The following is a 24,183-nucleotide window of genomic DNA, read 5'->3' on the forward strand; positions in this document are numbered from 1 at the left end:
TTCTTAACGACACTATCTAAACTCTCCTGACCTTTCACCATCAAAGACATTTGACCTCCCTGCCTTATTGATTTCTGTAAGATGCTTAAAAAAGTCTTCTATTCTTGATTTTCTCCATGGCTCAGGAAGTTGCTGTCGCCATTTTTCTATTTCAAGTGTATTATCAATATCATCCATTTGCTCAGAAAGTTTGATTAGTTCTGCAAGTCCCAGTAGATTACCCTTTTTTGCAGATACAGCATAAGCTTTTAGAGATAAATCAATTCTTTCATACATTTCAAATTGTTTTCCGCAGCAAAATGCATTACCAGCACTAATTTCCTCAGAATCAATACCTAACTTCAACCATTTAATAGTTAGGTTCTTATTTCCCCTTTGTCCATGTATACGAGCTAGCTGTAATTTTGACGTAATACTGCCAAGGTTAGAGGCTGTCTCGTAAGCATGAATGGATAGTTCAATCTGACTATTTTCTAGCTGTTTAGCGTATTCTAATAAAAAATAAATTCTTGATTCTATTGGTCTATTGGGATTATTCCAAAATAAAGGGAGATGATTTGGCGGTTTCAAAATAGAGTCTTTATTCATATATAATTGAAAATCAGAGTCTTTTGAAGAAATAACATATATATAAAAATCTTTTATCTCTTGTCGAGTCATTGGATTTTTCATCTGATGGTTATGAATATAATTTTCTATAAAGCTTTCACCATCAAAAAGATATGTTTTTTCATTTTGCTCCACCTTACATATATAATAGTCGCAACTATTTGTAACTCTTTGATTAATAAGCTCTTCAAAAGAAGATTGCGTGTATGGATCTATTTCTTTTGCATCAATTGTAATTAATTGATTATTAATAAAAATTCTGTTATAATAAACATTATTAATCATACAAAACCTATTTAACAATAATTAAAAGAATGGCAGAAACATTGAATAATATTCATCCAAATTCGGATTCATTAGTATCCTTTGAACCACAACAGGACAGCAGTCCACCAAGCAAAACTGATCAAAAAATAGCAGGTTTTTTAGCTTCAAACAAGTTTAATTACCTGAAAGGGCATATTGTTTTTGATGATTCTATAAAGGCGCTCTCCGAAGATGATAAAGAAAGGGTGTTCGAATTATGCTTACAATCATATCAAAAGAGCATTGCAGAATATGATAGAGCCGCTGGACAGGTAGCATTTACACATCTCGGTGCCAACAATTTTGCAAATGAGCTGTGCAAAAGAATATATCATATCGTGATCGCCTATAATGAAGTTCAAGAAGAAAAAGATCGTTCAGTTTATCCAAAAGAGTTTATGGAAAAAATTCGAATCACTCAGTTGTTTGGAAATAGTTCAATTAATCCCGGGAGTGTTGGAATGAATGCTCTTAGTATTAAATCAGTAGTGGATTCAGGAAACTTACGTGAAAGAATGACATTGGTCTATCAAACGATTTTTTCATTTTTAATGAATAAAATTATGGCTGACTCGGAAATGATTGATAAAATCAATCCTAAACTTTCTTGTTTTAAAATTGATAAAAAAACACTTAAATTAGACACAATTAATAATAATGGTTTAGTGACTAGTTCTGATGGTATTCGCAAAAAGTTAAAGCAAATCAGTGCGGTAGAAAAGTTTCGTCATGAAGAAAAAGGTCGCATTTCAAAATCACCCTCCTTTAAACCAGACAGATTGACACGATTTAAAGTAAGTGAAATACCAGGGATTTCAATCCGTGAAAAACGCACTGGAACCGAATATCGGTTTAAAGATGATGAATTAGATGCGTTAGATCCAAGCCTTCGATGGATGCCTGGAAAAGAATGGTACGAGCTTTCCACAGATAGTAGCTTTGCAAAAGAAGCTGAATCGCTTGGAGGTCTTCCCTTGTTAACAGGTCCATCAGGAACAACCGATGGTGTCTTGCACCTGTCAAAATATTTGGGTCTATCACATTTACTAAAAGAAGGGATTCTTGCATGCATAGGATGGATGGTTCCTGTTGAAGACCATTCTCTTCATGAAATTCGTGTTTCAGGAAATGAATATGGTCTTCCTTATGAAGGGTTACCAAAGGACTTTTCGGATTTTTATTGCGCTGAATTTCAAGCAGAAATTAATCAAAAACTGGAAAAAAAAGGACTTAAAAATCCAAGTTATTACTTTTCATCCGAATTTCAGAAACAAGCCGCTCAGTTTTTAAATCCTTTTGATAAAAAATATTCGAATTAAAATAATAAGGTTTTTATGAAAGTTTTATTTAAAGTTGGTTCTTCAGTTGCAACAATGGCTATAGGAACCTATGCTGTAACAAAAAGTCTTGATTTAAAGGTGGATGAAATTGCAGAAAGAAAATTTAAAGAACTTAAAGTCTCTGCTAATCGAAACTTTCGAGATTTTACTAGTGGAAATTCCCAGGCTTCCAGGATGATTAGGGGGCTTTTAATAGAGCAGCGAAAAAATCAGCTAATGTTCGGCCCTGCAGCTATTGAATTTGATCAACCTTTTTTTGGTAAATATGAAAAAATCCCGACTTTTAGAGGAGATAAAGAAGGAAAAGAGACTGTTGGATTTTACCCTGTACCATTTTCAACTCATCCGTGGCATCAAGGACTTTTATTTCAGCAAGCTTATGTAAATGATTCGAGTATAACAGGGTTAGAAAATGACATTCCAGGAAGTACTGGAGGAGTTGTTTCTCAATCATTATCTTCTGAGATTGCAGAGGGTTTTGCAAAATTTCAGTGTGTGTATGTGATTGCTGCACAAAAACATAATTCTTTCAGTACTGCAGTTTTAATAGAGGATGGTACAGATTCTTTCGATGAAAAAGAAATAGTATCGACAGATATTGATCCATCGCAATTTATAGCAATCTTGAAACCAGGTAATCCTGAAAACTTTGCTAAAGATGGACCAGATAAAGGTAGAACCCATTATGTAGGATTTGAAAGAGGTCACAGTTCCATTCATGATATACCACGAACAGTTGAAACAGAAAGTATTTTGGACTTTGCTTTAACCTCTCCAATAATGCCGGAATCAGATAAAATAGAAATTAGGAAGCTTAAAGAAGAGTGGAAATCTTATAGTCCTGATAAACCTATTAATGCTACCAAACTATTTGATAACCAGATGGCAAGGAATCACGAGGAATTATCTAAAAGAAGAACAGAACGGATGAAAAAAATATTTGACTTGTGAATTCCTCATTGCTTGCGGCGAGGATAGGGAATTTTAGGTCTGCATCATTTATGTAATTTTTCTTGTTATTTTCTTATAACTAAGAAGATTGGATATAGAGTGTCCTAGAATTGGAGCAGCAATATTTTCTGTGATTTCCATAAGCCCATTAAATATCACTCCAGAGAAAAAAATAGGAGGAATAATTCTAATCTTCGATATTAAAGAATGACGAAAATCGCAGTGGATAGCTGCAAATATTCCAGAGTTAACAAAAATTCTTTGTACTTTTAAGGGTAACGCTTCTTTTTCGCAATCTACTATGTTTGCATCAATTTGATTTTGACGAAATAATCCTCGAAAAACAATTTCTTCAAAAATAGGAAATAAAATTATTAACTTAAACTTCAATAAAAAATCTTTGTTTTTAAAATTACAGAGTTTTTTTTCTATTTCCTGTGGATCAGTATTTTGAAAAAACTTGCTCGATCCAGTAAATTTTAAATAAGATTGCTCTGTCTTATAAATTGTAATTCCTGCAGCAATCCCTCCTGGAAGAGTCAAATCTAGATTATTAAGATTAGCCCAAGGAAATAGTTGTTTCTGATCACTTTGAATAGAATTCATATATTATCCCTAGAGATCTGGTAAATGAAATCCATCTGCAGACACTCCTGTTCACTCTTAGGGGTGTCTTGAGCTTGCTTAAAGAGCTCAGATTTGATTGTTTGTTCAATTTGACCCCAGATGCCCTTCTCCTTAAAAACAATCGAAGGAACAAGTTTAGGCTTCATTCCAGCCTTTTTATTCGAGTGCGCTCTGAAAGGGGGCTTTAAGCTTACCTTCTCATCATGGTCAATACAATACGTAATGTTTTTAACATCCATTTCAATAGAGTCTAATAATAGCTGTGTCAATAAGCCTCTCTTCTTGATCCCATGTAACTACCAATTCTCTTGAAATATTAACTGCACAGTTTCCTAGAGTTATTGTTGCCATAAAACCTCCTATGTTTTGGGCTTTGTTACATAAATAGCTGCAGAAAATGTGATTCTTGCCTTAAGGTCAGAGAGTCTATAAATTTTTTTGTTTATGAAAACGAAAAACCATAGGCTCAAAATGACGAATAAGAAAGATTCAAACCCATCGAAAAAGAGAGATCTCTATCGAATCCGCAACTGGAAGCAGTATAACACATCATTGAAAAATAGGGGGAGCATCACTTTTTGGTTTAGTCCCGAAGTTATAGAGAAGTGGTATTCCAACGAAAATTTAGGCAGTCGAGGTCGGCCAAAATTCTATTCTGATGACGCCATCCTATGTGCCTTGATGATACGCGCAGTTTTTCATTGCAAGCTTCGTCAACTTCAGGGCTTTATCGAGTCACTTATTGCGATCTTAGGTCTCAACCTTAACTGCCCCCATTACTCAGTCTTCTCTCGGAGAGCCAGACATCTGAAAATCCCTTTAAAAAGGCCTCTTAAGCCAGGGGAAAGCTTGAATGTGATTTTCGATTCTATAGCTAATTCTTAACCTCTTCATGGCACACCGAATGCCTGAAGTGCTTACTTTGAGACGATGTGCTCGTTCATAGTTGAAGGCATCAGGGTATTTCTTGATATCCTCCATCAAGATCTCTCTATCAATCTTTATTGCAGGTCTGATTTTAGTGCGCCTCGGCTCTAACCTCTTAGACCAGAGAAACACACTATTTACACTTACTCCAAAGCGTTTTGCTACTTGGGCAAAGCTTAATTTTTCTTTGCTTCGGATTGATAGAACTTTTTTTCTAAAATCTAGCGAATATGTCATTCAAAAAATTATAACTAAAACAAAATATTTTAGCTATATGATAAGCGCACGTATAAAGAACGAAATGCTGTCGAAAGGTTCTTTGGACGCATTAGGGTGTGTCCCTGAAGTCCTCTCCAAGGAGTTGTGCCTAGATTTTCTCATCTGTTGACGTGTGGAGATTGATAGCAACTTGGTAAGGTTGTTGAGATCGAACACAAATACAGATGGGGAAAGGTGGGCCAAATCCTGAAAAGGAAGTTTAGGGACACGCCCTAAAGAGTTTCGAAGAATTGCAACACGTTATGATAAAACAGGTTGTATGTTTAAAGGAGCGCTCTTGTTTGCTTCGATCATCATGTGGTGTAAACTTTGAGGACAGAGCCTAAGCTTGGAAAATATTTGGCTATTATTTACATGCAGGTTCGAAACAACTCCAGGTATTCCTTCCTCTTTTCTTTCTGCCGTATCAGTAAAGGTTTCATACAAGTTATTTCCTTCACCTACAGCACCTATTGAATCTGTCATCGTTACACTCCTAAAGTGATACTTAAAGAGCAATATATAATTAATAATTTTTTAAATTAATCAAGTTTTTTGAATGTGCCGAAGAATTAACGTCTACACCATTCGTCGATGAGGTTAGCAACTAGACCCGTCCAGCCAGTTTGATGAGAAGCACCCAGACCGCGACCAGTGTCACCGTGAAAGTGCTCGTAGAAAAGAATGAGATCTTGAAAGTGAGGATCCGTTTGAAAAAGATCGTAATCACCATAGATAGGGCGCTTGCCATCAGCTCCCTTCTTAAAGAGGTTAATCATAGCGTGAGCAAAATAACTCGCCATCTCATGAGGGTTTTTCCCATCAATTTTAATGAGATTACCGGTATGCATGTGAAGGTTTTTGAGGGCCTCGATAAAGAGAAAGGAGGTGGGAAACCAGAGAGGCCCTCGCCAGTTTGAGTTACCTCCCATAAGAATTGATTCCGCCTCAGCAGGCTCGTATTTAATCCGATTGCCCAAAAGTTCATAAGGGTTTTCCTCATGAAATTTAGAGAGAGAACGAAGACCATATTCAGAACGGAATTCTTTTGGGTCCCATGCTTTTTCCAACACTCTTTTTACCTTATCCATTTCCATAAGGGTAAGGACATATTTGGTCTTTCCCTCTTCTTCTATGGGAGTCACGCAGTGTTTACAGAGATCGGTTCGGTTTTTAGAAAACCACTTAAAACTCTCTGCAAACTCCTTAAAGTCTTCAAGATCTTTAGAAGTGATACAATCCACTGCATAAAGGGGGACCAACCCCACCATCGAGCGAACCTTAATACGGACGTGATCATTGGTGTCACATCCACTGAGAACATCGTAAAAAAAGCCATCTTTCTCATCCCAGTTTTGGACTTCACGATTTTCTGCGTTGACTAAGGCATTGGAAATATAAACAAAGTGCTCGTAAAATTTAACGGCCATTCCTTCATAAACAGAATCTTTTTTCGAGAGCTCTAGTGCCATCCGCATGAGATTGAGACAAAAGAATCCCATCCATCCTGTTCCATCCGATTGTTCGAGCTTGCCTCCTCCAGGAATCGCTTGACTCCTATCGATAACAGTGATGTTATCCATCCCAAGGAATCCCCCCTCAAAAACATTGTTTCCTTTAGCATCGACTTTATTAACCCACCATACGAAATTCAGAAGGAGCTTATGAAAACACTTCTTCAGAAAGTCAATATCTCGCTTTCCTGTCTTTTCCTCCTCCATATGAAAAAGGCGAAGGGCTGCCCACCCTTGCACCGGAGGATTAAGGTCTGAAAACTCCCACTCATAAGCAGGAACCTGTCCATTGGGATGCTGAAATTGGTCGAATAGAAGAAACCAGAGTTGCTCCTTCGCAAAGTCCATATCAACAAGTGCAAAGGAGATGCAATGAAAGGCAAGATCCCAAGCAGCAAACCAAGGGTATTCCCACTTGTCGGGCATAGATAGAATCCGTTTAGAAATAAGGTGCTTCCAGTGAATGTTCCGAATATTTTTTCTTGAGTCTGGGGGAGGACTTTCAGGATCATCTCCACGAAGCCATAGATTCACATCATAGAGGTAAATTTGTTTACTCCACAGCATTCCAGCAAGGGCTTGCCTCTGGATAAGCTTTTCCTCATCACTGATCCCTTCGGGATGAATCCTTTCATAGTACTCATCAGCTTGTGCTTTGCGCTTATGAATAATCTCTTCAACCCCCGTTAGAGGATGCGTGTATTCCATGTTTGAAAGACGAAGGTAAAGAGACTTAGATCCTCCTGCAGGAATTTTTAAGTCTCGAAAGTAAAAACACGCTTTTGTTCCTTTTTGCTTAGGGTTGACTTTGTCTTTCTCCTCCAAGATGATGTAGCGATGAAAGGCATCTTTGGTATAGGGGCGGATATTCTTTTCGTTATATAAATGTTCACGATTGGTTTCATTATCGGTAAAGAGAACCTCTGCTCTTTCATCTGCATAGAAATAACGTTTCCCTAGATGATAGTCAAAACTCAGACGCGCTGGAGGGGCTGTCATTGAATCATCTGCCTCAATGCAATGAGCATTTATGGGCTCGTGATCACTCCTCTTAAGGATCGGCTCCGGAAGTTTTTCATCGCTCCATCCCCAGGTATTCCGAAAAATCAATTGGGGAATCACATGAATCGACTCTTCCTTAGCACTTCGATTCTGTATTTCAATTTTCACACAGATATCATCTTTCCCAGCTTTTGCATATTCGATGGTGATATCGAAATATCGATTGTCTTTGAAAATTCCAGTATCGACAAGCTCGAATTCTCGGTCCTCAATATGGCGGCTTTGATTCTCCTTAGCAAGCTCCTCATAAGGAAACTCAGCGCAGGGGTACTTATAGAGATAGCGCATGTAGGCATGACTGGGGAGGGAGTCAAGATAATAGTAATATTCTTTAACATCTTCGCCATGATTGGCTTTATGCGTCCCCAAACCATACAATCTTTCTTTTAAAATAGGGTCTTTTCCATTCCAAAATGCTTGTGTCATTGCAAGAGTCTGATACCTGTCACAAATCCCTGCAATCCCATCTTCCCCCCATCGGTAGGCTCGATAAGGAGCCATTTCATAGGTGAAATGGTCCCAGGCGTTCCCATCCTTGCTGTAATCCTCTCGAACCGTACCCCACGCTCTCTCAGTGACATAGGGACCCCACTTCTGCCAAGGTTCAACATCCCCTCCTTTCTGAAGTAGGCGGAGCTCTTCCTCGTTAAATTCAATAAATTTATTACCATTACTCATGCCTCTCTTTTTATAGAAAAATTTTTAAATATAATATTTAAAAATTTTAGTATTATATAAAAACATAATAATTAATTGTTTATATTACAATTAATATAAAAAATGTTATAATTATTTCATTATAATGAAAAGGAAAGGCAGTATTATGTTTAGAGCAGCTGAATTCGTCACAAGTCAAGCCATTGGTGCTGGGATTCCTATCATTGGAACCTTGAATGCTATTGATGCTACAGTCCGTATTGGAGCGGCGCTCCCCTACGTATCGGAGCTATTGCATTTTACCGGCAGTGAAACTTTGCAGGTTAAGGAATTTCATAAAGCATTAGAACATCTCGAAGGCGCCTATAAAAATAAGGATGTCCAAGAAATTCTTGTAGCAACAAAGCATGTTCAAGAAAAACTAGCTCCTCTTTTGGAAAATGAAAGTAGTTATTATGACAATTTCAAAGGCTGGTCTCGTTTTTTCTCTCGAGCAAATATCTCATTGCCCTGGCAAAGATCAGCGCGTTGGAAGAATTATTTGAAACCACTTCATGATCTTAATGCAGAGCTTACAAGATTTCAACATGGAGCCACCTCAACCCGAGGATATGACCTCTCGGATATGGGTGATCCTCTCAATAATGCTGTTCAATTCATTAATCACGAAATCAAGGCTCAAACAGGATTTGTGAATAAGTTAGCAAAAGGCACACTCAATGGTGTTGTTAATGCAGGTAGAGAAAAATATAAGGATCTTACTGGTGTTCATGCTCCCAAAAGAGTGGTCCACACACCTGTTTCGCCTTTGATGAAGCTCTTAGCAGATATCGGAGAGTTCAAGACTGACCAATATATTCCAGCCTATTTAGCTAAAAGTCGACTAAACGAGGATATTGAAGCTCTTACAAAGTCTAACCCATTTTTTGCTGGACTTCCGGCGTATATCGACCAAAACATAAATCCCCAAACCCCCTTATTGATCTCACTTGATCAATTAGTCACGGATTATATCGTAGAAAAACTGGATGCTTCTTCAGCGCAACCTAGAGCCAAACAATTCATTTGCCAAGCAATCTATGACTTCGCCGCAAAAGGCTATGGAGTTACCCGCGAGGGGGAAGATCAGCAAGCTTTTGGAAAGGCCTTTCTTGAAGGCTCTCTTGAAAACCCGGCGCAACGAAAAGTACTTTGGCAAGCCGTTGCCTACGTGCTCGATCTCGATAAAGTCACTGCACTTGGAGATTCCCTTGCTATTGGAGAAGACACAACCCTTTCAGACATCTCTGAAAAAATTGATCGCAGCCTTTCGTATCTTTCTTCGGTCCGAAGTATCCCTGAGGCTAGTCGGATAGTTGGGTCAATGGTTGAACAAATCGCAAGCTTTGGTGAGGCGACCTATGCACTGGTTCGAAGCGACCTCCATCCCGAGCAAGCAAGAGAAGTTGAAGCGACTCTAAGAGAATCTAATAGAAAACTGAAATCAGGAGATTTGGAGGGTGCATTGAAAGAGCTCAACACTCTCTATGAATCAGGGCCTGTTGCTCGTTTGGCTGTTAGAAGCTATCGAGGAGAGGAACCTCAATCAGTTGTTGGAGAACTAGCTTCAAGCTTTGCTCTAAAAACTGAAGAAGTTGCAGCAGCGGTTCCAAATGTTCATGCTGAACAGATGATTGAAGATAAAAAAGCCGCTCTTGTTGAAAGTTTGACATTCTTTTCAGCCTTCCAAGTTGTCGATAAATACTGCGGTTACACAGGAGTTGACGCAGAAGAAGATGCTGTACAAAGACGTTATAAAACCTTCTATACAGTGCTTGAAAGAGTCGAAGGTCCTGAGACAAGAAAAGCATTATTTATATCCCTGCTCAATGACAAAATTGAGAGTAGAAGCGAACTTGGTTTCTTCGATAAATGGATGGGAAAACAGCTTTGCTCGTTTACAGTTAGCTTAGTGGAATACTTCTCAAAACAGTTTACAGATTCAGTCACAGAGCACCTTCAAGCGATGATGCTCGATCCAATCAATGACCCTTTAACAAATAACCACATGGGTCCTGTTCGAGCTGCAAACAACGCAATGCTTGCACTTCTTTACGCTGAAGAACGATGGAGATCTGATACTACTGGAGAATTGGGAACTGCCGATAAACAAAAAAAGATTTTTGAAATTATTGAAAACAGTGGTGGAATCTCAACTGAAAAACTTTTTAAAAGGGTTGTTGACAAAGCTCTAGATCACTTTCTAGCCTACAATTCCTATGGAGATTTTTTTAAAGAGTGGAAAGCTTCTCTTACTGCTTATTCAGGAACAGGTAGCAATCCTGTCAGTCGATTTTTAAGAACCGTAGTCTCACTTGCAGGACGTGGGGTACTTGGAATCGCAACCCTGCCACTTTTTGTAGGATATGCGATAAAGGTTTGGGGCACCCGAATTGGTGCTTCAATGCTCATTAGTCGGCTAGACCTAATCAACTCAACGCTTGATAGCATCCGCGACTCGATTTATAGCGATAGTAAGTATACGAATGTCTTTGACAAGATCCTCCTTGATCAATTGAAGGCCGTCGAAAAGCTGCTGGAAAGTGAAGAAGGAGGCACTACACAACTCCTTGCTGGAAGTAATGAAAAACGCCTTGTTTCAGAGCTTGTTTCTAACCTCTTTAGGCTGATCGACGAACGAACACAGTTGACTCCTGGGAAACAACGTCAACGAGATAATCTTCTTGGTGAGCTTGTAGACTCCTTTAATGGAATGTCCGATGCTGCATTGCAAGACATTATCCGTGATATCATCATTTTCTCTTACGAGTCGATCCGCACAGAACAGGGAGTTAACAACCTATTTCTTGGAGTTTTAGATCAAGCAACTCAATCGATGAGGCCTAATGACCTCAATCGCCTTTGGGAATTGTACACTGAAGAAGAACAAATATCTCTTGGTGCCGATCCTAAGCGCCCAGAGACAATCGCAGTTCTTGAAGCAGACTTTGCAAGAAAGCGAGGAAAAGCCTCTACACAAATTATTAAGCGCGACATTGATGTTGCACTTCAAGAGCTCTATGCTTCAAGAGAGCAAGAACTTCAAAAGGTGCTCGGTTGCATTCTTCACAATACCGTGGAAAAAGTTGTAAAAGAGCAAGTTGACTCTATTCTGAAGACACCTCAAGATACGATTCTTGGATTGACAACGTTCCTTGAAAATCAATTACTTCCTCACGTGCAGCTCACACAAACCATGCAAAGTGAAATATCCTACATTGAGGAAATGCAACGCTTAGCACACCGTGGTGATATTCAAGGATTAAAAAAGAGACATACTCTTTTCCTAAACCAATTGCAAAATCAGCTTACAGAAATGAAGGTGCGTAAAGGAAGAGATGACCGTAGTGACCTCCAAATTCAAATGCTTGAACGGATGGTCGCGCGACTTGTAAATCTTAACCTGCGCGCTCTTTCAAGTAAGATCGCTGCAAAAGACCTCCCTAAGATTAAGCGACATCTCCAGCATTTAGCACAAGTGATGCGCAAAGAAGAAAATACCATCATTGCGATTCGCTACAATATCAAAACCCAGGAAAAAACAGTAATGGACCATCTTTCTGAGAAATCCAAAGCGTTTGTCAAGTGGGGAGCGGAGAACCTTTCTCCTGTTGTAAGAGAATATGTGAAGAGCCGATTAGGACCCCGATTTGAAGGGATGATCTCGCTGTATAGAGACCCAAGTGTCTTCACCGCAGCATTGCGTGAAGGAATTCGAGAGTATGGAGTATATCAAAGAGACGAACCCGCTTCTAGTCCCTTTAAAAGAGTCTCATCTGGGTCAAGCGAGAGTATCCCAGGTGGCTTTGAACTCATCTAATTTATAGATTATAATCCATCAACTTCATATTATAGCCTGATGAAGTTGATGGATATTTTACACAAATCTCGCTTGATGCCTTGGCTTGTCTGGGGTCTAGCGGCTATTTTTGGCCTCTATACCTTCCTTCTACAAGGAGCGCCAAGTGTCATGATCCCTCAGCTCATGAAAACCTATCAAATCGATGTCATCAAAATTGGAGTCTTAACCTCTAGCTTTTTTTATACCTATATTGTCATGCAAATTCCTGCTGGAATGCTCGTAGATCTATGGGGCCCCCGCCGCATCTTGAAAATCAGCTTCCTTCTCTGCTCGATTGCTATTGGGTGGTTTGCCTATTCACATGCATTTTGGGAGGGTCAAACAAGCCGAATGCTCATGGGCTTTTTTACAGCCCCTGCGATTATCTGCGCTTTTTGCCTCGGTGCTAGATGGTTTAAACCAGCCCTATTTACTCTCATCGTCGCTCTTACAGAATTCCTAGCTCTTGCTGGAGGAGTGATTGGACAAGGAGGTCTCGCGAAAGCAGTCGTCACCTTTGGGTGGCGCGAAACAATGATGGCCGTAGCCGTTATCGGTCTTTTTTTGACCTTTATTTCCCTCTTTATTATCCATGACTTTCCTAGACATGACCAGCCCCTTCACAATGGGGTAAATTTTCGAGAGATGTGCAAAAAAACTTGGAAGAGCACTCTCAAGGTTTTGGCAATCAAAAAACTATGGGTTAGCGGCATTTATGGGGGGCTCGTTTTTGGAATCTTTCCTGCCTTTGCCGCTCTTTGGGGAGTTCCCTATTTTGCAAAGAGATACGCCATCTCAGTAGATCTTTCGGCAATGCTCGCTTCAACGGTCTTTCTAGGGGCTTGTTTTGGAATCCTAACTCTTGGATGGATCTCTGTCTATATCACCCGTTGTCGCCCCATCATGATTGGAGGTTCACTTATTTCATTTTTCTTAAGTTGCGCGATGATCTATATCCCCTATATTCCGCTAAAGGCGATGTTTGGTCTAATATTTATCTTTGGTTTTTTCTTGAGCTCCTACTCCCTTTCTTTTGCTCTTGCAGATACCTGGGTGCCCCATTCTACAAAGGGAGTAGCCATGGGATTCACCAATATGCTTTGCATTATATTCGGTGCGCCTCTCTATCAACCTCTTATTGGATTTCTTTTGAAGTGGTCTTGCAATTGCGAGCCTATCAATAAGATCAATATCTATGCCCACAACGACTACGCTGTCGCCCTCTCGATTCTCCCTATTTCTCTTCTTCTCTCCTTTATTCTCGCTTTTTTTGTAAAAGAAAATCGCAGATCAGATAAACAGAGTCCCGAGGGACATTCAAGGATGCACGCGTCGTCATGATCTTGCGTAACGATCCATCTGACTCCACGCTATAAACAGCTTTTCCAGCAAGAGCTGCTTTAACATGACTTGACTTCGCAGCCAAAGCGCTAGGCACCAAAAAGAGGTCGACCTCCTGTTCAAACTCTCAAATAAGCTCTGCGTAAGGAATTCGATCAATTTCAAGGGCATTGTCATAGTAACAAACAGTTTTAGATTTTCCTTTGAATGCGCGGACATATTCGAGCTTCCCTATAGGGGCATCTCCTACAACCAGCACGTCAGACACCGCACACGACACTTCAATTGAGGCATACCAATCGGTAGGATCAAGACGGATGACTTTAACTGTTTCACCGCGTTCTTAAAGCTCTTTAATCACGGGCATGAGAGCCACCGTCTCCCCACACACCGTGGAGGACAAACAAATAATCAGCCCAAAGAGCAAACGAAAGAAGAACTAAACAACGCCTCGCCTATAAGTCGAGGGGTTCATTAGGGGTCGATTTGAAATCGACTATTATCTTGTAGAGGCTCACCTTCTTGTTCGTCAATGTATGACTGAATCATCTCATCCGTAATATTTCCTGAGCTTACCGCTAAATAGCCTCTGCCCCAAAAGTGCCTTCCCTAAAACATCTTCTTCAAGTGGGGAAACTCCATCAGCATTATTCTCGAACTCATTCCCTTCAACCACTGCATGACTTTGCTTGCACTATATACCGGCTTATAGCTGATAAACATATGCACATGATCACTAGCCACCTTACCCGTAATGATGTCAAGCTCGTGCTCTAATGCAAATCTGTCTCAGCACTTCTCTCAGACGTACAGCTACTTGTCCGGTCAATATTCGTTTTCTATACTTGGGGACCCATACAAGATGAACTTTCAAGTCTGTTTTGGTGTGCGCTCCTAAATTATAACGTCGCATAGCGACAAGTTTAATCTTTTCTTTGCCTTAAAGGCGAGGGTTTTCAACCATCCCTGGAGGAGACAATAATAATAACTTTTTCATGCCCGAGATTGTAGCATAGCTCACTATTTTAGAATAGCTTCGTCATATTTTGGATGACAATAGGTCTCCTTAATGAAAAAGAGGCTAACAATTAGGCCCACAAGAAAGCAAAGAGGAACAATCAATAAACCGAGATGATAGTTCTCAACCGTATAAAGAGGAACGCCATTGTCTCCTACTTTATGGTCCCAAAACAGGTGAAGAAGGAGGCCAACTAGAGGTTGGAAAATTGCTCCGCCAGCAACAACAGCCATATTGTTCACACCAACAGCGGTTCCTGTCGTCGTAGGTCGGTTATTATCTTTGACAAGAGCGAATGTCAAAATTTGTCCAGAAGCTGCGATTCCAATTCCTAGAAGAAAAACAAAGGAAAGCCCAAAAGAAATGCCTGGGAGGTAGAAAAGAGCAATAGTACTAAGAAGACCAATAAGTGAGGTTAAGCGAAGGAGAATACATCGACAGCCTAATTTATCAGAAAACCATCCTAGAATAGGGCTCATCACTCCCACTCCAATCCACACAAGAGCCATTGCGAACGCTGCTTGAGTTGTAGGCACTTGAAACCGAACAACTAGATAAGGCACTCCCCATAGCGCTGCAAATACAGCAATAGGTCCCCATCCACAAAAAGCATACAGGGCAATCCACCAGGTCTGAGCTGATCTCACAATTTCTTTCAATTCTTGCTTGAGGTCGTGCCTTTTGGGAATGTGACGATTATTGTAGGGATTATCCCTAATAATCATGAAACATAAGACTGTCATAACAAGACCAACCATTCCAAAAAGGACCATCACAACCCTCCAAATGACATGATTGAGCAACGCTGCAATCGGCAATTCCCCACAAAGGGCCCCCATCGCTGCAAGAAACTGAGCAATCCCTACCAAAAAAGCAAAGTATCTACGAGGAAACCAGCGAGCCGCAACGATAAGTACTCCCACAAAAGCAAAGGCAGACCCAATTCCCATCATGAATCGCCCTAAACCTGCCCAAACCACATGATGGGTAAAGGCAAAGAAAAAGGATCCAATCGTACATATGATAGCAGCAAAAGTAATCAGTCCTCGTGCACTATAGCGATCGTATAAAAGGCCCACAGGGATCTGCATCAAAGTATAACTATAGAAGTAGAAGGAGGCCATCACACCGAGCGTTACTGCTCCGATATTAAAATCACGCATTAACGAGGTTGTCATCACACTTGGAGATACCTGGAGCGCCATCTCAAATAGGAGAAAGAGGGTCATCAGAGTATATATAAAAATACCTAGAACACGGAAATTTCTATTCATAGCACTTACTATATCACTTTGAAATTAAGATGAAAAGGTATAAAATACGTCCATGAAAATAGCTGTTGCCCTCTCTGGTGGAGTCGACTCCGCCACCGCGCTTTACCTGCTTAAAAAGACGGGACATGACGTCTTTGGTCTCTTCATGAAAAATTGGGAAGAAGAGCAGGATGGCTCTTGCATTGCTGAAAAGGATGCTGACGATGCCCGCGCAGTGTGCTATCTTCTCAATGTCCCTTACTATAGCGTGAATTTTGCCCAGGAATATTGGGATAATGTCTTCACCCATTTTCTTAAAGAAATTGAGCTTGGTCACACGCCTAATCCCGATGTCCTCTGCAACCGCGAAATCAAGTTCAAACTTCTCTTTGAAAAAGCTAAAGCGCTCGGTGCTAATGCTCTTGCAACAGGCCACTACTGCCAAACCAAAAATGGCACTCTGATGAAAGGGAACGACCCTGGAAAGGACCAAAGTTACTTCCTCTATACCGTAAAAAATCAGGTCCTAAACGAAGTGCTTTTCCCGATCGGCCACATGAAAAAAACAGAAGTGAGGAGAATCGCTGAGCAGGCTCATCTCCCCGTCTTCAATAAAAAAGATAGCACAGGGATCTGCTTCATTGGAAAGCGCAACTTCCGCACATTTCTCGAAAAGTATATTCCTCATGAGCCAGGGGTGATTGAAACTATTGAAGGGACTGAGATAGGGACCCACGATGGGATTTATTATTACACGATTGGGCAACGGAAAGGAATGGGAATCGGGGGACCAGGTGATGCGTGGTTTGTCGTCAATAAGCAGAAAGAATCACGCAAGTTGATCGTTGTGCAAGGAGAAAACCACCCTGCTCTCTTTGCAAATGCTTTGACAGCTACCGATATTTCTTGGGTTGGCTCCGCCCCAGAACTCCCTTTTAAGTGCAAAGCGAAAGTGCGTTACAGGCAAATCGAAGAACCCTGCACCGTTTCAAAACAAGGAGACATGCTCCTTGTAACTTTTGATGAGCCTCAAAGGGCAGTCACCCCTCGCCAATCAGTGGTCTTCTACGATGGCGATACCTGTCTCGGCGGAGCGATCATCAAAGAGGCGCTTCCAAAAGAGTAGAGCATAGACCCCTACAAACACCGCTCCTGGAACGGCAAAAGCAAGCACCTTATGAGAAAATTGCCCTTGCACTAGAAAAGCTGCCATACTTGCTCCTCCACTTCCTAGAAGCACTCCTGCAAGCTCTTTCCCCTTCATCCTCATGCTCCACCCCTTTACCACACTGCGTAGACCGATAAAGTTGCACCATGCCCCAATGCTCGTCGCTAGGGCTGTCGAAATAGGTCCCAGTCCCATTCCAAAAATGAATAAAGAATTCAGCCCTAAATTGATTCCTACCGTCATTACAGAAAATAGAGTCGCTGTCCGAAAATTCCCCTTCGCATATAAAACCGCCGCAAAATACATCACGAGCGTTGCAGGAACAAGCCCTAGTGAATACGCCGAAAGACACCACGCTGTTTGCTCTGTGGCATAGAGAGAAAAGCTCCCTCTTCCAAAGACTAAATCAATCGCAGAAAATCCGAGAGTGCAAATCGCAAAAGTCATCGGAATCATCAGCATCATGACCCTGCGGCACCCAAAAGAAAAGATCTTTTTACCTCTCTCAATCTCCCCTTTTTTAATCGCTCTTGAAAGAACCGGTACAAGAGTGCTCACCGCTGCAATCCCAAAAATTGCTAATGCGAGCTGCTGAAACCGATTCGCATACCACAAGTAGACAGGCCCTGAAATATGGGCACAACGCGCAAAAATCGCATCAAAAAATGCATTGATCTGCACCGCACCAACCCCAAGAGCCCCCAAGCTAAATGCCTTGGCAAGTTGCTTCACTCCTGAATGAAAGAGTTTTCCTTGAAACCACCCTTTCCAACTTAAGTTTCCTCGGAGCTGCCACGCCGTAATCCCCCATTGAATCACGAAGCCGCATAGCACCCACTTTGCAAGCCCAATCATCCCTCCATGAATCTCTTGATCCCGCAGACTTAGCGCCCCAATAATCCACATTATATTGCACAAAAAGGGAGCCATGCTCGAAATGAAAAAACGACTATGACATTGCAAAAATGAAACATTCAGCCCATACAAAGAAATAAAGAAAAGACTCGGGAGCATCCATCCAGTCAGCTGAATAATTTCTGATCCTCTCCAAAACTGCATCCCTAGCTCTAAAACAATAATAATTGCTACAACCAGCCCTCCAATGAGCACAGAGAGCTTCTGAAAAAAGGCATATGCCTCTTCTCGATTCTCATTGCGCATCCCTTCAAACTGGGGGATAAACGCCGATTGCAGAGGCCCCTCACCAAAAAAACGTCTCAAGACATTTGCAAATCGAAACGCCACAATAAACGCCGCCACCGCCGCATGATCCCCAAAAGAGTAGGCCATTACAAGATCTCTTCCCAACCCGCTCACGCGGCTGAGCATCATCCCTGAAAAGAACCGCCTAAGTCCAGATCCAAAATACTTTCCTAATTGCATACGCTATGTTATGCCAAAAACACCTTTCCCCTAGCAACAAAAAAGAAGTGACTTACACTATCTAAAGAGATCAACCATCATTGCAAAGTTTCAATTATTCATTCCTCATAAAACATACTTGAGGCATAATCCCTTGCTTTAAAAAACAAGAGAGCCTTGCACATACGATGCGCATTATTCTAGCGCTCATTCTAAGCCTATTTTGCTGTCAAACTCTTCTCGCAAGTGCCTCAAATATCTTTGTGGGATCTCGAGAAGGAGATCCAGAGAGTCTAGTCCAAAATGTCAGCGTTATCCATGGTGATTATTCAGAACTAGAAGTAGATCTTTGTATTTCTGGCCCTGATCCTCTTGTTCTTTCAAGGTTTTACACAAGTCAAGATACCGTAGATGTCTCAAGCTTTGGAGGATGGCGCTTTCACCCTCAGACCTTTTTTCAAATCTGCCCAACGCCTAAGCAAGACAGTTTTCAAAACCCTTATCTGGATATCTTTGTTGGAACCCCGGAAGGAAGCCTTCTGAAGTTCTCTGGCTTTCAAAACTGGGGAAATCCTGAAGTTCATTCAGAGTTCCTTATCGATCTTGAAGAAGATCAAGTCGGTATCTGCAATACAGCCAAGGGAAACCCCTCTTCCTGGACAAATGTCAAAAACCATATCCTCCACTACAATCCTCAAAGCCAATCTTTTGAGCTTCACTTAAGCTCAGGAGGGAAAAGGACCTATACAAAAAGCCACACCCCCCATCAATTTCATTTAACACGAGAAGTCCTCCCAACCGGCAACCAAATTTTGTATGAGTACGATGAAGATCTGCGACTCAAGCACATTAAAATGACCAATGCTCAAAACAGTAAAACCTTCAGCTGGATCACCTTTGACTACGGCTCTACCATCCTTGCCACTGCAAGTAATGGAACCTGCGCAGAATACTGTTTAGAAAAAGACCCTTTTGGAGTCTCCCTTCTTACTGAAGTCCAAAGGACATCCTTTCCTTTGTGCGCCTATGACTACCAAGTCGAAGGAAAAAAAGCCCTCCTTATTCGAAAAGAGTCTCCTAATGGGCCCTGTACAGAAATCGATTATGAAAGCCCCCCTTCCTGTCGAGTAAAAACCCTTTCGACACCCCACTCAGAAGGAGTCACCCAAACCCAATTCTTCTACGAAGAAGGAGCCACAGAAGTCCAAACATCTTTTGGACGAAAAGTCCTCTATCATTACGATAAAGAGCGCCGCCTAACCTCCATAGAAGAAACCCTCAATGATAGCTCCTACAGAACGACCAGAAAACTATGGGGGGAAAGAAAGACCCAAGGCAATCTCATTGCTTTATCGGTGGAAGACGCCCTAAAAAACACCCTCTACTGTAAAACTTTTTCCTACAATCCTGAAGGAAACATCCTCAAAGAAACAGAATATGGGAATTTAACCGGAGAAAATCGTGAGCCTATTACCCTCAACCAAAAGGGAAAGCCGGAAAAAGACCAAGAATGCTACGCCAAGACATTCACGTATACAAGCTCTTCTAATGAAGATATTGTCTCGCAGATCAACGAAAAAGGAAACGGCACCCTTATCGCCTACCTTCCAGGAACCTCAATCGTCAAACGAAAAGAGATCCACCACAATAAACAGGTGAAAAGACGCACTTTTTATGATTATAACACAGATGGTGCCCTTACTTGTGTCACAGTTGACAACGGGGATGTGCGCGATCCAAATGACGTGGATTATGTGCGCCAACGATTCATCACAGAGATTACCCCCAAACAAGACCTTCCCAACCTAGGGGCCCCTGAAATCATTGAAGAGAAGGCATACAACCCTGAGTCAAGAAGTGAAATCCTCTCAAAAAAAACCATCAATCATTTTGACTCTCACGGCTTTGTCATTAAGCAAGCAATCTACGACAGAAATGGAGCCCACTCTTGTAGCACTGAACAAGACTATGACGATGCCGGAAGGCTCACCTTTCATGTTGATCCCCTAGGCAAAGAGACTACCTATCTCTACGATACAAATGGTAACCTTGCCCAAGAGCAAACCCAAGCTCTCACAATTAACTACGACTATGATCTACAAAACAACCTTATTTCCATCACACGATCTGGAAACAACGTCTCTTCTCAAAGGAATCGATTCGCCTACGACATAAGCGGCAATCAAACCCTAGAAGTTGATTCCCTAGGCGGTGACACTCGATACTCTTACGACACCCTCGGACGCCTGACTCAAAAAAACTCCTTAAATGGCTCTACGTGGACCTACGCATACGATCTCTTTGATAACCCTACCCTCATTACAGATCCCCTAAAAAACACAACCACCATTCAATACAACGCTCGAGGGAAACCTACACGCATTGCCAACAGCAGCGAAAAAGAATCCTTTCTCTACAGCTTAGAAGGAAGTCTTTGCCGCCACACATCCCTGAAGGGAATCACAAGAATCTTTGATTATGACTACCTTGGTCGCATCACAAAGGTAAGATACTACGAAAGAGGACCGATAAAAGAGCCATTTAAAGTCGATGCTTACTTCTACAACGCCTTTCAACTTCTTTCAGAAAGCACCGGAAATGGAAAAATTAAGTATTGCTACAATACTGCTGGAGATCTCATCCAACAAACACTTGCTCAAAATGACTCAAGCGTGTGGTCGCGCAACGGCATTTCCCGCATTGAAGATGGGGACGTAATCGATTTTGCTTACGATTCTTTAGGACGCCTACGTGAAACAAAAAAATGGAAAGATCGAGCCCATTATACGCTCTACTCCCAAGACTATGACGCTGTCGGAAAGATTGTTGAAGAAAAAGTAGAGAGTGAACAAGGAAAAGTCCTTTACCAAAAGCAATTCACCTACACCTCTTCAGGAGAACTTTTTCAAGAAATCAGTTTCCCCATGGGCTTAAAAACGATTCTAAAAGAGCACACCTATGATCCATTCGGGCGCCTTTCTCATCTCAAAAAAGGAGATGACCAGTGGAGTATCAGCTACAACGAAAAAGAAAGAACCTTAAAAAAGACCATCCAAGATCCTATGGGGTCTCTCCTAGAAAAGACCTACAACAGCGTAGGACTCTTAACATCCCTTCACAATACAACTCTCACCTACGATCCTTTACATAACCTCACCCAAGAAAACACCTGTCATTTCAAAATTATCCATAGGTATTCTCCAAACTCTCTCCTTGCTTCAACAATCATCAAGCCAAACAAAAGCGAAAAGATTCAGACCTTTTTCTCCTACAATTCTTATGGCGATTTGATCTCACAAAGTGCTCCAGCCTTTGAAAAACCCATTAAATATGGATACGATGCGCAAGGAAACCTAAGTCGCATCATCTATCAAGAAATGCCAGATGAAAAAGCCAAAGAATATACCCTTACGTCCGATAAGAACGGAAACACCGTAAAAATCGTATCTGAAAATAGCTTTTCTCTTGAAAGAACCTACAATGCTTCCCATCAAATCCATGCAGAGACCCTTAAAGACAAATGGGGGAAATATAGCACCACCTTCCAATACGATGGGGAAGGGTGCTTGACACAGGTCATCCTCCCTGATCGTTCCTCAATCCGCTACTTTTACGAGGGCCCCTATGTTTCAAAAATCCTCCGCCTATCTAAAAAAGGAAAAGAGCTCTACTCCTATCAAGTAACAGACAGAGACCTTATGGGGCACGTCCTGCAAGAAACTCTTCCAGGAAACCTAGGAACAAGAACAAACCATTACGACACCCAAGGGCGCAAAACAGCGGTCCTTAGTGACAACTTTTCTGATAATATCGACTTTGATCCTTTGGGAAACCCTACATCCCAAAAAACCAATTGGGGCAAAGAAACAACCCAAGCCCACTTCTTCTATGACTCTTTGTCGCAACTGACTTCGGAAAAAGGACATTTTAACCACTCCTATCAATATGACCCCCTTCAAAATTGCCAATCCAAAGATGACACCTCTTATATTCTCACCCCTTTCAATCAAATCAGCAAAGGAAAAGATTTTACCTGCGCATATGACGACTGCGGAAATCTCAAATCACTTTCCAATTCTTTAGGGACGACGGAATTCCAGTTTGACGCTCTAGGAAGGTTAATCTTTGCTCAATCTCCAAAGCAAGAGTCCATCCACTGCACCTACGATGTAGACGGTAGACGTCTTAGCAAAGTCATCGATGAAGAGGAAGTCGAAAGGTATTTTTATTTGGAAGGCTACGAGCTCGGCGCTCTAGATGAGAATGGAGAGATCAAAGCCTTACGCATTCCACTCGATCCCAACAGATTAGAAAACACCTCCATCTTAACCATCGAGCTGCAGGATATCCCCTATGTTCCCCTCACAGATCTTCGAGGAAATGTCCGCTGTCTAGTCCATCTTAAAAAACAAAACATCTTAGAACACTACCACTTTTCTGCCTTTGGTGAAGAAGAGATCTTTACTTCGCGAGGAAAAGTCTCTCAAGTCCCCTCAGATAACCCCTGGAGATTCCAAGGAAAAAGATATGACCCAGAAACAGGTCTTATTTACTACGGAGCGCGCTACTACCACCCCGAGCTCCAAAAATGGATCAGCCCCGATCCCCTCGGATCGCACGACTCCTTGAACCTCTACCTGTTCTGCCATAACAATCCCCTCAAGTACCATGACCCCTGGGGGCTCGCAACGCAGTGTGATGAAAACTGCGGGTGTATTATTTATGACTATAATCCCGATGGGACACCAAACTGCATTCTTGGTCTGTCTAAATGTGGGTGTTTCAAAAGTAGCTCAGGTGATGGAAAGACTCCGGGGTTTATTTATGGAATTGTAGATTTAGCTACAAATACATGGAATGCTCCCCGCTTTCAAGGAGGCCTCCAAGCTTTCGGTGGGCTTACAGAAGCAGTCATCGGCGGCGGAATGACCCTAGGAACTGGTGGCTTTGCAGCTCCCGTCGGAGGCCTGATTATGGCCCACGGCATGGATCATTTCTTCACCGGTCTACAAACGGCCTTTTCTGAAAGCCCAAGCGATAATGTCACAACGCAGCTTCTTCAGAAAACCGGAATGCCTGCTCAAACTGCAGGCCTAGTCGATAGCGGCTTAAGTATCGCAGGAAGTATGGGCGGCCTTGCAGCTATCCGCGCAAGCCAGCTAGCTGCTTTTCCGAGTTTTCAATTGCCCAACTCAGTTATTCAGGTTCCAAAAAGCTGGAGTCACTCTATAAATCCTTTTAAAGGCAAATCATTTACAGAAATTGATCATTTGTTTCAGTCTAAAGATTTCGTGCTTAAAGGACCAAATCCATCAAAGGGAAAGGGTTCTTATTTTCATCCTGTTACAAATCGAAAATATTACCTCGATTATGCAGGAAAAACCTATAGGGGCTCCATCACGGAACTTCCTCACGTAGACGCGCACTACCATACTCCTTTAAAAGGTATTGAAAAACAAAGATTTCCTATTGGAGAATATTTATATGAATCTAAATAGTTCTAATTATTTATTAACATTTGAATCAGATACAAAAAATGAATTAATTGAAGTTCATTGCGATCAAAAAGGATTGGAAAAATTGAAATGTATTATTGACTCCCTTCTTTTAACAGACGCCCCCGACCATGTTCACTTAATGACAAAATCATGGGGAGGAAATGAATTATCGGATGAACAACAAAGCCCAGAAAATACAATTGCTAATCATGTAAAAATATTCAAATGGAAATGAATAAGTGGCATCTTTGTAACTCCCGTTAGAGGGATGGTTTAAGTTCACCAAATAAAGTCATGGGGAGAATGCAATTTTATGACCCAGTAAATAATATTTCAGTGGTGACTGAAGATGGTCATGTAGTAACCACAATGTATGCCAGGATAAAACTATACAGCAGCAGTCATCGGCGGC

Annotated in this window: 17 protein-coding genes and 1 pseudogene; 8 read left to right on the forward strand and 10 right to left on the reverse strand. The window is 41.4% G+C overall.

The window, feature by feature from the left end; genetic code table 11:
- Nucleotides 1-12: 12 nt before the first annotated feature.
- Nucleotides 13-894 (reverse strand): hypothetical protein, encoded by an 882-nt coding sequence (locus R2I63_RS01150; protein ID WP_316357935.1) that lies wholly within the window; start codon nt 892-894, stop codon nt 13-15.
- 29 nt (nt 895-923) lie between these two features.
- Here R2I63_RS01150 and R2I63_RS01155 point away from each other — a divergent pair, with 29 nt between their 5' ends.
- Nucleotides 924-2,234, forward strand: a complete 1,311-nt coding sequence (locus R2I63_RS01155) for a hypothetical protein (RefSeq protein WP_316357937.1) — start codon at nt 924-926, stop codon at nt 2,232-2,234.
- A gap of 15 nt (nt 2,235-2,249) precedes the next feature.
- Complete coding sequence (locus R2I63_RS01160) at nt 2,250-3,206, forward strand: hypothetical protein (protein WP_316357939.1); 957 nt, start codon at nt 2,250-2,252, stop codon at nt 3,204-3,206.
- Between the two features lie 48 nt (nt 3,207-3,254).
- On the opposite strand, the gene R2I63_RS01165 is transcribed toward R2I63_RS01160, so the two are convergent.
- On the reverse strand, nt 3,255-3,812 hold the full coding sequence (locus R2I63_RS01165; RefSeq protein ID WP_316357940.1) for a CPBP family intramembrane glutamic endopeptidase: 558 nt from the start codon (nt 3,810-3,812) through the stop codon (nt 3,255-3,257).
- Nucleotides 3,809-4,102 (reverse strand): hypothetical protein, encoded by a 294-nt coding sequence (locus R2I63_RS01170; RefSeq protein ID WP_316357942.1) that lies wholly within the window; start codon nt 4,100-4,102, stop codon nt 3,809-3,811. The genes R2I63_RS01165 and R2I63_RS01170 overlap by 4 nt, the downstream gene beginning before the upstream one ends.
- Before the next feature lie 202 nt (nt 4,103-4,304).
- Between R2I63_RS01170 and R2I63_RS10535 the strand changes: the two genes are divergently transcribed.
- Nucleotides 4,305-4,718, forward strand: a complete 414-nt coding sequence (locus R2I63_RS10535; RefSeq protein ID WP_445083648.1) for a transposase — start codon at nt 4,305-4,307, stop codon at nt 4,716-4,718.
- On the opposite strand, the gene R2I63_RS01175 is transcribed toward R2I63_RS10535, so the two are convergent.
- From R2I63_RS01175 to R2I63_RS01185, 3 genes are all read right to left on the reverse strand, one after another.
- A complete protein-coding gene (locus tag R2I63_RS01175; RefSeq protein WP_316357944.1) occupies nt 4,653-4,997 on the reverse strand; it encodes an IS630 transposase-related protein in 345 nt (114 codons plus the stop codon). The genes R2I63_RS10535 and R2I63_RS01175 overlap by 66 nt on opposite strands.
- A 282-nt stretch (nt 4,998-5,279) precedes the next feature.
- Complete coding sequence (locus tag R2I63_RS01180; RefSeq protein WP_316357945.1) at nt 5,280-5,504, reverse strand: hypothetical protein; 225 nt, start codon at nt 5,502-5,504, stop codon at nt 5,280-5,282.
- Nucleotides 5,505-5,590: 86 nt separating this feature from the next.
- Nucleotides 5,591-8,272: an MGH1-like glycoside hydrolase domain-containing protein gene (locus R2I63_RS01185; RefSeq protein WP_316357947.1), complete on the reverse strand. Its 2,682-nt coding sequence runs from the start codon at nt 8,270-8,272 to the stop codon at nt 5,591-5,593.
- Between the two features lie 145 nt (nt 8,273-8,417).
- Here R2I63_RS01185 and R2I63_RS01190 point away from each other — a divergent pair, with 145 nt between their 5' ends.
- The gene (locus R2I63_RS01190) at nt 8,418-12,110 is read left to right on the forward strand and encodes a hypothetical protein (RefSeq protein WP_316357950.1); all 3,693 of its coding nucleotides are present in this window, start codon (nt 8,418-8,420) and stop codon (nt 12,108-12,110) included.
- A gap of 48 nt (nt 12,111-12,158) precedes the next feature.
- Nucleotides 12,159-13,472: an MFS transporter gene (locus R2I63_RS01195; RefSeq protein WP_316357952.1), complete on the forward strand. Its 1,314-nt coding sequence runs from the start codon at nt 12,159-12,161 to the stop codon at nt 13,470-13,472.
- A 127-nt stretch (nt 13,473-13,599) separates the two neighbouring features.
- Here the strand turns inward: R2I63_RS01195 and R2I63_RS01200 are convergent, their stop codons facing one another.
- The 3 genes and pseudogenes from R2I63_RS01200 to R2I63_RS01205 all read right to left on the reverse strand — a co-directional run bounded on the left by R2I63_RS01200 (nt 13,600) and on the right by R2I63_RS01205 (nt 15,764).
- Nucleotides 13,600-13,731, reverse strand: a complete 132-nt coding sequence (locus R2I63_RS01200) for a hypothetical protein (RefSeq protein ID WP_316357954.1) — start codon at nt 13,729-13,731, stop codon at nt 13,600-13,602.
- A gap of 215 nt (nt 13,732-13,946) precedes the next feature.
- A pseudogene (gene tnpA / locus R2I63_RS10540) lies at nt 13,947-14,385 on the reverse strand (IS200/IS605 family transposase).
- A 107-nt stretch (nt 14,386-14,492) separates the two neighbouring features.
- A complete protein-coding gene (locus R2I63_RS01205; protein ID WP_316357956.1) occupies nt 14,493-15,764 on the reverse strand; it encodes an MFS transporter in 1,272 nt (423 codons plus the stop codon).
- Nucleotides 15,765-15,816: 52 nt separating this feature from the next.
- Between R2I63_RS01205 and mnmA the strand changes: the two genes are divergently transcribed.
- Entirely contained in the window at nt 15,817-16,869 is a 1,053-nt protein-coding gene (gene mnmA / locus R2I63_RS01210; protein WP_316357959.1) for a tRNA 2-thiouridine(34) synthase MnmA, read from the forward strand.
- On the opposite strand, the gene murJ is transcribed toward mnmA, so the two are convergent.
- On the reverse strand, nt 16,798-18,294 hold the full coding sequence (murJ, locus tag R2I63_RS01215) for a murein biosynthesis integral membrane protein MurJ (RefSeq protein WP_316357961.1): 1,497 nt from the start codon (nt 18,292-18,294) through the stop codon (nt 16,798-16,800). The genes mnmA and murJ overlap by 72 nt on opposite strands.
- 167 nt (nt 18,295-18,461) lie before the next feature.
- On the opposite strand from murJ, the gene R2I63_RS01220 reads away from it, so the two are divergent.
- Both R2I63_RS01220 and R2I63_RS01225 read left to right on the forward strand, forming a co-directional pair.
- Nucleotides 18,462-23,771 (forward strand): RHS repeat-associated core domain-containing protein, encoded by a 5,310-nt coding sequence (locus R2I63_RS01220; protein ID WP_316357964.1) that lies wholly within the window; start codon nt 18,462-18,464, stop codon nt 23,769-23,771.
- Nucleotides 23,758-24,006, forward strand: coding sequence for an Imm32 family immunity protein (locus R2I63_RS01225; protein WP_316357967.1), 249 nt, complete (start codon nt 23,758-23,760; stop codon nt 24,004-24,006). The genes R2I63_RS01220 and R2I63_RS01225 overlap by 14 nt, the downstream gene beginning before the upstream one ends.
- The last annotated feature ends 177 nt before the right edge of the window (nt 24,007-24,183 follow it).

This window comes from Candidatus Neptunochlamydia sp. REUL1, assembly GCF_963457595.1.
In the GTDB taxonomy this organism is placed as follows: domain Bacteria; phylum Chlamydiota; class Chlamydiia; order Chlamydiales; family Simkaniaceae; genus Neptunichlamydia.

Excerpts from the sequence above, each read along its gene's own strand:
- R2I63_RS01150 (WP_316357935.1), bottom strand. The coding sequence starts at position 894 with ATGATTAATAATGTTTATTATAACAGAATTTTTATTAATAATCAATTA.
- R2I63_RS01155 (WP_316357937.1), top strand. The coding sequence starts at position 924 with ATGGCAGAAACATTGAATAATATTCATCCAAATTCGGATTCATTAGTA.
- R2I63_RS01160 (WP_316357939.1), top strand. The coding sequence starts at position 2,250 with ATGAAAGTTTTATTTAAAGTTGGTTCTTCAGTTGCAACAATGGCTATA.
- R2I63_RS01165 (WP_316357940.1), bottom strand. The coding sequence starts at position 3,812 with ATGAATTCTATTCAAAGTGATCAGAAACAACTATTTCCTTGGGCTAAT.
- R2I63_RS10535 (WP_445083648.1), top strand. The coding sequence starts at position 4,305 with ATGACGAATAAGAAAGATTCAAACCCATCGAAAAAGAGAGATCTCTAT.
- R2I63_RS01175 (WP_316357944.1), bottom strand. The coding sequence starts at position 4,997 with ATGACATATTCGCTAGATTTTAGAAAAAAAGTTCTATCAATCCGAAGC.
- R2I63_RS01180 (WP_316357945.1), bottom strand. The coding sequence starts at position 5,504 with ATGACAGATTCAATAGGTGCTGTAGGTGAAGGAAATAACTTGTATGAA.
- R2I63_RS01185 (WP_316357947.1), bottom strand. The coding sequence starts at position 8,272 with ATGAGTAATGGTAATAAATTTATTGAATTTAACGAGGAAGAGCTCCGC.
- R2I63_RS01190 (WP_316357950.1), top strand. The coding sequence starts at position 8,418 with ATGTTTAGAGCAGCTGAATTCGTCACAAGTCAAGCCATTGGTGCTGGG.
- R2I63_RS01195 (WP_316357952.1), top strand. The coding sequence starts at position 12,159 with ATGGATATTTTACACAAATCTCGCTTGATGCCTTGGCTTGTCTGGGGT.
- R2I63_RS01205 (WP_316357956.1), bottom strand. The coding sequence starts at position 15,764 with ATGAATAGAAATTTCCGTGTTCTAGGTATTTTTATATATACTCTGATG.
- mnmA (WP_316357959.1), top strand. The coding sequence starts at position 15,817 with ATGAAAATAGCTGTTGCCCTCTCTGGTGGAGTCGACTCCGCCACCGCG.
- murJ (WP_316357961.1), bottom strand. The coding sequence starts at position 18,294 with ATGCAATTAGGAAAGTATTTTGGATCTGGACTTAGGCGGTTCTTTTCA.
- R2I63_RS01220 (WP_316357964.1), top strand. The coding sequence starts at position 18,462 with ATGCGCATTATTCTAGCGCTCATTCTAAGCCTATTTTGCTGTCAAACT.
- R2I63_RS01225 (WP_316357967.1), top strand. The coding sequence starts at position 23,758 with ATGAATCTAAATAGTTCTAATTATTTATTAACATTTGAATCAGATACA.